General features: G+C 63.4%; 1 protein-coding gene. It reads left to right on the top strand.

Translation table 11 applies throughout. The features are described from left to right. Positions 1–137: 137 nt before the first annotated feature. A partial coding sequence (locus tag U4Z64_RS37400; RefSeq protein ID WP_321822695.1) for a site-specific integrase occupies positions 138–470 on the top strand: 333 nt, incomplete at its 3' end.

Genomic DNA, 470 nt, shown 5'->3' on the forward strand with positions numbered 1-470 from the left:
TTGAACTAACCCGCTGACGCGGGAGGTGGTGGTTGGCTGACGGCATCGGCTCCGGGATCGATTGTGGGGGCCCTCCGTTCGAGTGCGACGATGGCAGTGCAGTTTGCTGCCCACGTCCCTTCTGAGCGGAGTCCACCATGACACCCCTACGTCGACGCATGATCGAGGATATGCGCGTGCGCAACCTCGCGGCCAATACCCAACGCGCTTACCTCCAGCAGGTGAAGGCCTTTGCCCAACACTTCGGGCGCTCTCCCGAGGTACTGGGTCCAGAGGAAGTCCGCGCCTGGCAAGTGCATCTGATTGAAGTCCAGCGGCGCTCCCGCAGTACGCTGGTGGTGGCCACTGCGGCCTTGCGCTTCCTGTACACGGTCACGCTCAAACGCGACTGGGCGGTCGACGAGATCCCCTTGTCGAAGGTGCCGCTCAAGCTGCCGGTGATCCTCAGTCAGGACGAGGTCACCCGGTTC

Origin of the sequence: Burkholderia sp. BCC1996, assembly GCF_905339955.1 — a bacterium.
In the GTDB taxonomy this organism is placed as follows: Bacteria; Pseudomonadota; Gammaproteobacteria; order Burkholderiales; family Burkholderiaceae; genus Burkholderia.